The sequence below is a fragment of the Acinetobacter sp. 12966 genome, assembly GCF_031196995.1.
GTDB classification, from domain to species: Bacteria; Pseudomonadota; Gammaproteobacteria; order Pseudomonadales; family Moraxellaceae; genus Acinetobacter; species Acinetobacter geminorum.
In genome coordinates this window covers 124,928-132,132 of sequence record NZ_JAVIMC010000094.1, presented here as the reverse complement: position 1 = coordinate 132,132, position 7,205 = coordinate 124,928, and the positions used below count along the sequence as shown (strand labels likewise).

The 7,205-nt window shown below is 38.8% G+C and carries 7 protein-coding genes; 3 read left to right on the top strand and 4 right to left on the bottom strand.

The window, feature by feature from the left end; translation table 11 throughout:
- The first annotated feature begins 88 nt into the window (after window positions 1-88).
- The gene (istA, locus tag RFW85_RS15025) at window positions 89-1,108 is read left to right on the top strand and encodes an IS21 family transposase (protein ID WP_005127874.1); all 1,020 of its coding nucleotides are present in this window, start codon (window positions 89-91) and stop codon (window positions 1,106-1,108) included.
- Window positions 1,108-1,881 (top strand): IS21-like element ISAba8 family helper ATPase IstB, encoded by a 774-nt coding sequence (gene istB / locus RFW85_RS15020; protein ID WP_005127875.1) that lies wholly within the window; start codon window positions 1,108-1,110, stop codon window positions 1,879-1,881. Before istA ends, istB begins: the two co-directional genes overlap by 1 nt.
- Window positions 1,882-1,903: 22 nt before the next feature.
- Here istB and RFW85_RS15015 read toward each other — a convergent pair whose 3' ends face one another.
- From RFW85_RS15015 to RFW85_RS15005, 3 genes are read right to left on the bottom strand one after another with little or no spacing between them, the layout of a single operon-like run.
- On the bottom strand, window positions 1,904-2,296 hold the full coding sequence (locus RFW85_RS15015; protein ID WP_309171646.1) for an FAD/NAD(P)-binding protein: 393 nt from the start codon (window positions 2,294-2,296) through the stop codon (window positions 1,904-1,906).
- Window positions 2,297-2,345: 49 nt separating this feature from the next.
- A complete protein-coding gene (locus RFW85_RS15010) occupies window positions 2,346-3,626 on the bottom strand; it encodes a pyridoxal phosphate-dependent aminotransferase (RefSeq protein WP_309171645.1) in 1,281 nt (426 codons plus the stop codon).
- Window positions 3,627-3,651: 25 nt separating this feature from the next.
- On the bottom strand, window positions 3,652-4,434 hold the full coding sequence (locus tag RFW85_RS15005) for an iron-containing redox enzyme family protein (protein ID WP_309171644.1): 783 nt from the start codon (window positions 4,432-4,434) through the stop codon (window positions 3,652-3,654).
- A 178-nt stretch (window positions 4,435-4,612) separates the two neighbouring features.
- Between RFW85_RS15005 and RFW85_RS15000 the strand changes: the two genes are divergently transcribed.
- Complete coding sequence (locus RFW85_RS15000; protein ID WP_170248422.1) at window positions 4,613-5,371, top strand: sulfite exporter TauE/SafE family protein; 759 nt, start codon at window positions 4,613-4,615, stop codon at window positions 5,369-5,371.
- Between the two features lie 438 nt (window positions 5,372-5,809).
- On the opposite strand, the gene RFW85_RS14995 is transcribed toward RFW85_RS15000, so the two are convergent.
- Window positions 5,810-7,093: a ribonucleotide-diphosphate reductase subunit beta gene (locus RFW85_RS14995; RefSeq protein WP_170248421.1), complete on the bottom strand. Its 1,284-nt coding sequence runs from the start codon at window positions 7,091-7,093 to the stop codon at window positions 5,810-5,812.
- Window positions 7,094-7,205 lie beyond the last annotated feature (112 nt).

Genomic DNA, 7,205 nt, shown 5'->3' with positions numbered 1-7,205 from the left:
TGTTAGCGGCAGTGTAAAAATGACCCCCTAACGGCATTTAAAAACTGACCCCCTTGGTTAATATAGCGGTCATTTTGGACTGCTCAACATGTTAACTTTGGAGCAAGCAGTGACAATCCAAATATTTCATCAACAAGGTAAATCCATTAAAGCCATTAGTCGTGAACTGGGTGTGTCCAGAAATACCGTACGTAAATATTTACGGCAAAACACCACACCTCAGTATCAGCGTATACAGCCTAGAACAAGTATCCTTGACCCATATAAACCTTATTTGCTCGAACGCGTAAACGCAGCTCATCCTGAATGGATTCCTGCCGTTGTGCTCTACCAGGAAATTTTAGGGTTGGGATATCCAGGAAAGATCAGGATCTTGAGGAAATATCTTGCAACATTAAAACCAGTTGCTAAACCGGAACCGATCATTCGTTTTGAAACCCAACCTGGCCAACAAATGCAGGTTGATTTCACGACGATTCGACGTCACCACACGACTTTGAAAGCCTTTGTGGCCACATTAGGTTATTCCAGAGCGGCTTTCGTGAAATTTTATGATCATGAACGTACGGATGCATGGATCGATGGTCTGGAAAATGCATTTCAGTTCTTTGCTGGAGTACCTCAGGAAATCCTGTTTGATAACGCTAAAACGATCATGATTGAACGGGATGCCTATCAGGAGGGGCAGCATAAATGGAACCCCAAACTGCTCGACTGTGCCAAGAAATATGGCTTTCGTCCCCGCGTATGTAAGCCCTACCGCGCACAGACCAAAGGCAAAGTTGAACGCTTTAATGGATACCTCAAATCAAGCTTTATTGTGCCATTGAAAGCAAGCCTGAAGACTTCGGGTTTACTGTTAGATGTTAATGTCGCCAATGCCCACATTGGCCGGTGGCTGCATGAAACCGCCAATCAGCGGATTCATGCCACCACGCAAGAAAAACCGGCTGTTCGACTGCAACACGAGCAGCAAAGATTTGCGCCATTACCGCAATCAGATACGGTTTCCGGCACTGTACCTGTTGCAGCGGCACAGCATGTAATGCCCTACGAGAGTTTGCAGCATCCGTTATCGGTATATGACCAGTTGCTGGGAGTTTCCTGATGAATCTGCAATACGAACGTATAGAGCAGCTTTGCCAAAAGCTCAATCTGCCTACCATCGCATCACAATGGTCACATCATGCACAACAAACATTAGGTCAGGATGGAAGTTATGCCGACTTTGTTGAAGCCATGCTGATGCATGAATATGCTGCCAGGCAACAGCGCAGTCAGCAGGTACTGATGAAACTCTCAGGCCTGCCTCAAGTCAAAACCCTGGAAGACTATGATTTTAATTATGCCCTAGGGGTACCTAAATCACAGGTGATTGAACTGTTCAATCTGAGCTTTATTCCTAGAGCAGAAAATGTGGTGTTTCTCGGGGCTAGCGGAGTAGGAAAAACGCATTTATCCATGGCATTAGGCTATAAGGCCATCATGAACAACATTAAGATCAAGTTCATTACCGCAGCGGATTTAATGCTGCAACTGAGTACAGCCTACCAGCAAGGTAAATTGAAAACCTATATGCAGCGTGCGGTACTGGCACCAAAGTTACTGATTATCGATGAAATTGGTTATTTACCGTTTGGACGTGAAGAAGCGAATCTGTTCTTTAACGTGATTGCCAAGCGTTATGAAAAAGGCAGTACGATATTGACGAGTAACTTACCATTTAGCCAATGGTCGAAGTCGTTTGCGGATGATGTCACGTTGACCGCTGCAATGTTAGATCGGTTACTGCATCACTGTCATGTGGTACAAATATCGGGTGAGAGTTATCGTTTAAAGGATAAAAAAAGAATAGGGATTCAGCCTCAGGTTGAAACTTAATACGAGATCAAAGGGGTCAATTTTACTTTGCCATTTGTAAGGTAAAAGGGGTCAATTTTAGAATGCCGTTGACATCGGGGAAGACTTGCAGTTCACTAGCTAAAGATTTCTTATAAACTAGGTGGGGGTAATGAGTAATCAGATGATCTTTATTTTCTGCCATCCAATCCACAAAGTCATTATCCCAAAGCGACATTGAATGGGCAGGGTTATTACACAGATGGCCAGCCAATAATTCGTCTTTGTCGTATGGATTCCCATGTCCAATAGATTCACGCATTTCAACAAGAGTAATAGAGCATGACTTATAATCAATATCTTGATTCAGTAATTTTTTTACAAAGCTAATGAAGGTACACGTACCTGAGAATCCCATTCCAATGATACAGAACTTTTTCAAAGTAATATCGTCCATAAAAATGTAAATTCAGGAAGTTAAAAATTAACTTCCTGAATAATATGTGTTAGTTCAATTTCTGAAGGGCTTCTTTAATACGTGCTGCTGCTGCCTTTAGGGTCACTGGGTCACGTCCACAATTCATGCGAATGTAATGTCTGAGGCTATCGATGTTTTCACCAAAATGCATGCCTCCAATAGAAGCAACTTTTGCTGTTTCCAAAAGATATTGATCGGCCGAATCAAATCCTAGCTTTTGGATTTTTTCGCCATACTTTGACAAATCCAAGAATAAGAAAAATCCACCTTCAGGCTCAGTCACTTCTAAACCATTGCAGCTTTTCAAGTCTTCAATGAATGTCTGCATGTTCTGTCTAGCAACTACTGCACGTTTCTTTGCAACGTCATCCATATATTCTTGCATTGCTTCATGTGTCGCAATTTGGGCATAAGTCGAAGCAAATGAGTTTAAATTCACCTGTACTTTTTCCATAACTTTAATCAGTTTGTCCGAAGCACAAATATATCCAGATCGGTCGCCGTGCATTCCATAGGTTTTACCAGGACCAGTAATATAAATGGTGTAGTCCCACATAGAGTGTATTTGGTCTTTAAACTCCTGCGTAATATTTGAAATGTTTGCAGGTTTAGTATTCAAAATATGTGATTCATAAGGGCAATCAAAAAGCACATAGATTGGGCTTAGACCTTTTGATAAACGTTCGGCATTGGCAGTCAAAATCACTTTTGAAATCGACTCTAATTCATCACGAGTATAAATTTTGCCAGAAGGGTTTAGGCAGTCACCAAGAATGATAATTTTGGTTTTATCTGTAATGGTTTTTTCTAACTCAACTACATCAATCGCTTGGTTATAAAAGTCTTTGACATAGATTGGTTTAGCTTTACCTAAGTGCAATTCAATCATGTCTGCGTAATGAGGCCAGTTTGGTACCGGGTAAATCACTTCATCGTCTGGATTTAGAAGTGTATGGAATACCACGGTGATAGCGCCTTTAATACCGCCAGGAGTGACCATAATTTCAGTATCTGGGTTGAAGCTAATGTCTCGTAAACGCTTCACACGCTCAGCAATAGACTTTCGTAAGAAAGAGAAGCCTTTAACTGGGGCAAACTCATGGATAATTGCAGCATTATTTGAAATATAACTCTTAACTGCATCATCAATCCCGCTATTGGTCTTTTCATCCAAAGTACCAATACTTAAATCAATGACCTGATCATCTGCGCTAGACTTTTTATTTAATTCTAGAATTTTTGCCTTAGTTCCGTGTGTAATTGATTCACGTAAATTCAAGGCTGCTTGTGAAATACCTAAGTTTTGCATTGTGAAATCTCAAAATCCGTTTTAATTAAAGTGATACAGCTTGATCAAACATTGCATTCCACATCTTAAGCTGGGCTTTCAATGTTTCATTTGCACCAAACTTAATCTCATCAAGGTCTTCTTGATTATTACAGTTGTTATGGACACACTGTTTAGCATCTTGAGCATGACGATCTTCGACGCCATTTTCGATATGGGCATTAAAATAAACCTCAACCTTCTTAACGAATTCATTTGGATCAAGGTTTTTGTTATTGAATCGGAACGCTTCACGGAATACGGTAAGCATCTTATCAGCATGGTTTTCTAGGGCCATGACTGCTCCCAACATGCGAGGATAACTGCCTGTAATCAAACCTTGGATAGTATCTCGATACTGTAATGTCTCTGCGATGATTCGATCACTATTTTTAGCTTGTTGAACCTTCATCTCTGGAAGATTGTATTCTGCAGCGCCAAATACATTGAGCGCATTCTCCATAAAGATTTCATGGCACTTAGCCTTTTCACCCATACCAGTTTCTTCACTTAAGATATGGGTGAATAGGACTAGAGTGTCCATATCATTTTCAAAAGCAGATCGTGAACATACATGGGCAATCCCTTTCACGGTTAGCTCTGTACGATAGAAGAAGTTGTCACGAAATAAGATATATGATTCTGGCGTCCAAGACGTAGAAGTTAAATGCTTGAAATAATTGTTTTGGAAAATTTCGTGATCATCCATTTTAGTAATGAATTCATCTAACTCAGCACTAATAGTTTCTTTACAATCAACATTTCCATTGATGATTACTTTAGAGTTCATTTTTGAATTTCCTTTTATAATGAAATTTATTTTTACAGCGAAATTTTTATAACAAAGAAATAATCAAAAAAAATGAGTATTAAATATTTTAATGTTTGATAAAATTATCTAATATTTATGTGGTAATTTATATTTTAGTGTAGTTTGGCTTGGTTAAAAATCAAAAATGGAATTTTAAATGTATCTTTTAGAAGATTTTTCAGTACTGCAACTTTCAATAATGTTAATAACAATAGTTTTTTCTTATATTATCTTTGGAATGGTGGGTTTTGGCACTGCATTAATTGCGAGTCCTGTATTACTTAACTTTTTACCTCTCTCACAAATTATTCCACTGTTAGCCTTACTAGATATGTTCGCTGCCATTTCGAATGTCATTAAAGATGGTAAGAAAGCAGACTTTTCTGAATTAAAATTTCTAATACCACTTATGTTTGTCGGTAGTTTTCTTGGCTTTATACTGCTGATGAGAGTTAATGCAAGTTACGCACTTCTAGCATTTGGTATATTTACTCTTTTATATGCTATTTACTCATTAAGCGGCTTTAAACCACAGAAAAAACTAGAGAAAAAATTTGTTTTTCCTTTTGGGTTATCTGGTGGTTTCTTAGGAGCCATGTTTGGTAGCGGTGGATTTTTATATGCGATTTACCTTAATGGACGAATCGAAACTCCAGAAAAAATCCGTGTCACTCAAACTACATTAATTGGATGTAGTACGGTTTTTCGAGTCATTCTGTTTACTACAGCGGGTGTGTATTTTTCGGATAATTTATTTTCACTTGCGCTTCTGTTTATCCCATCAATGTTGATAGGGGCATTCATTGGCAAGCGAATTACGCTCAAATTATCTAAGCAGCAATTCTTGAAAATTATTAATTTCATTGTACTGCTATCTGGAATATCGATTATTATTAAATATGCTTTAACAGTATAGACTAATTATTTGTGGTATCTAAACTAATTGATTTAGATGTTAATAATTTTAACCCTAAATAATCTTGAATTTATTCTATTTGTTTTAATAATCAAGGGTGAGATACATATACTGCTTTATAGAAAATACTAATCAATACATTTATGCCTAGAGTGGAATAAAATCAATTAATTAATATCCATTTATAAATTTTAATGGTGTGATAGTGGATTTTGTAAAAAGTGACTATAGAATCAGTAAAGTTTTCATTAAACTCATTTAAAATTAATTTAAGTGAGAAAGTGGTAAGGGATACATATAGAGGCTGGTAATTTAGTAAAATTGGTAAAGCTTTATACATATATCGCCAAGACTCAGCATGTTGAAAAAAGTCTAATAAATACAAGCCAAGAAAAAACCGCTATAGAGATAGCGGTTTTTTCTTTCAGATGCCTAAACTTACCAGCTCAAAGCACCACCAGTTTGGTAGTCAGTTACGCGAGTTTCGAAGAAGTTCTTCTCTTTACGTAAGTCCATCATCTCAGACATCCACGCAAATGGATTCGTTACACCAGCAAATTGCTCTGGTAAACCTAACTGAGATAAACGACGGTTACAGATGAATTTTAAATATTCTTCCATCATGCTTGCGTTCATACCCAATACACCGCGTGGCATCGTGTCACGTGCATATTCGATTTCAAGCATCGTACCTTCAACAATCATTTGAACCACTTCTTGTTGGAACTCAGCAGTCCAAAGATGAGGGTTCTCAATCTTGATTTGGTTAATCATGTCGATACCAAAGTTCAAGTGCATAGATTCATCACGCAAGATGTATTGGAACTGCTCAGCAACACCGTTCATCTTGTTACGACGACCCATACTCAAAATTTGAGTAAAGCCACAGTAGAAGAAGATCCCTTCAAGAACACAGTAGAATGCGATCAAGTTACGAAGTAAGCGTTGGTCGTTTTCAGGTGTACCTGTGTGGAAATTAGGATCAGTTAAAGATTGAGTATATTTCAAGCCCCAAGCTGCTTTACGTGCAACAGATGGAACTTCACGGTACATGTTGAAGACTTCGCCTTCGTCCATACCTAAAGATTCAATACAGTATTGGTAAGCGTGAGTGTGAATTGCTTCTTCAAACGCTTGACGCAAGATGTACTGACGGCATTCAGGGTTAGTAATGTGACGGTAAATCGCCAATACCAAGTTGTTTGCAACCAAAGAGTCTGCGGTCGAGAAGAAACCTAAAGAACGCATAACAATAGTACGCTCGTCTTCAGTTAAGCCATTTTCAGACTTCCAAAGCGCGATGTCATGGTTCATGTTCACTTCTTGAGGCATCCAGTGGTTTGCACACCCGTCAAGATATTTCTGCCAAGCCCATTCGTATTTAAATGGTACAAGTTGGTTCAAGTCCGCACGACAGTTAATCATTGCTTTGTCGTCAACTTGAACACGTTGAGCACCCATTTCTAGCTCTTCAAGGCCAGGGGCAACGTCTAAGTGTTCTAAGGCTTGAGCGGCTCTAGCCACTGTATCGGAGGCAACTGTTGGTCGCACGGAATGGGTTCCAGCGGATTGTGGAGCTGCCACGCTCGGCGATGATGGCTGCGCAGTAGATACATTCTGCGAATCTGACGCTTTTTCCGGTTGGACGGGCGCAGACTTGTGTTCAGGTGTAGTCGGTTTTTGCGAATCATCTTCAAAATCGTCCCAACTAAGGATAGACATTTTTGTTCTCTCTTCGTTGTATATATCTATATTTGACATCTCTTAAACGAAGATGTCCCTACTATACGCTTTTAATGTGTAAACAAAATTAAGTTTTATTGATGCATGACCA

Bases quoted from the DNA above. Each gene is read 5' to 3' on its own strand.
- istA (WP_005127874.1), top strand. From the start codon at position 89: ATGTTAACTTTGGAGCAAGCAGTGACAATCCAAATATTTCATCAACAA.
- istB (WP_005127875.1), top strand. From the start codon at position 1,108: ATGAATCTGCAATACGAACGTATAGAGCAGCTTTGCCAAAAGCTCAAT.
- RFW85_RS15015 (WP_309171646.1), bottom strand. From the start codon at position 2,296: ATGGACGATATTACTTTGAAAAAGTTCTGTATCATTGGAATGGGATTC.
- RFW85_RS15010 (WP_309171645.1), bottom strand. From the start codon at position 3,626: ATGCAAAACTTAGGTATTTCACAAGCAGCCTTGAATTTACGTGAATCA.
- RFW85_RS15005 (WP_309171644.1), bottom strand. From the start codon at position 4,434: ATGAACTCTAAAGTAATCATCAATGGAAATGTTGATTGTAAAGAAACT.
- RFW85_RS15000 (WP_170248422.1), top strand. From the start codon at position 4,613: ATGTATCTTTTAGAAGATTTTTCAGTACTGCAACTTTCAATAATGTTA.
- RFW85_RS14995 (WP_170248421.1), bottom strand. From the start codon at position 7,093: ATGTCTATCCTTAGTTGGGACGATTTTGAAGATGATTCGCAAAAACCG.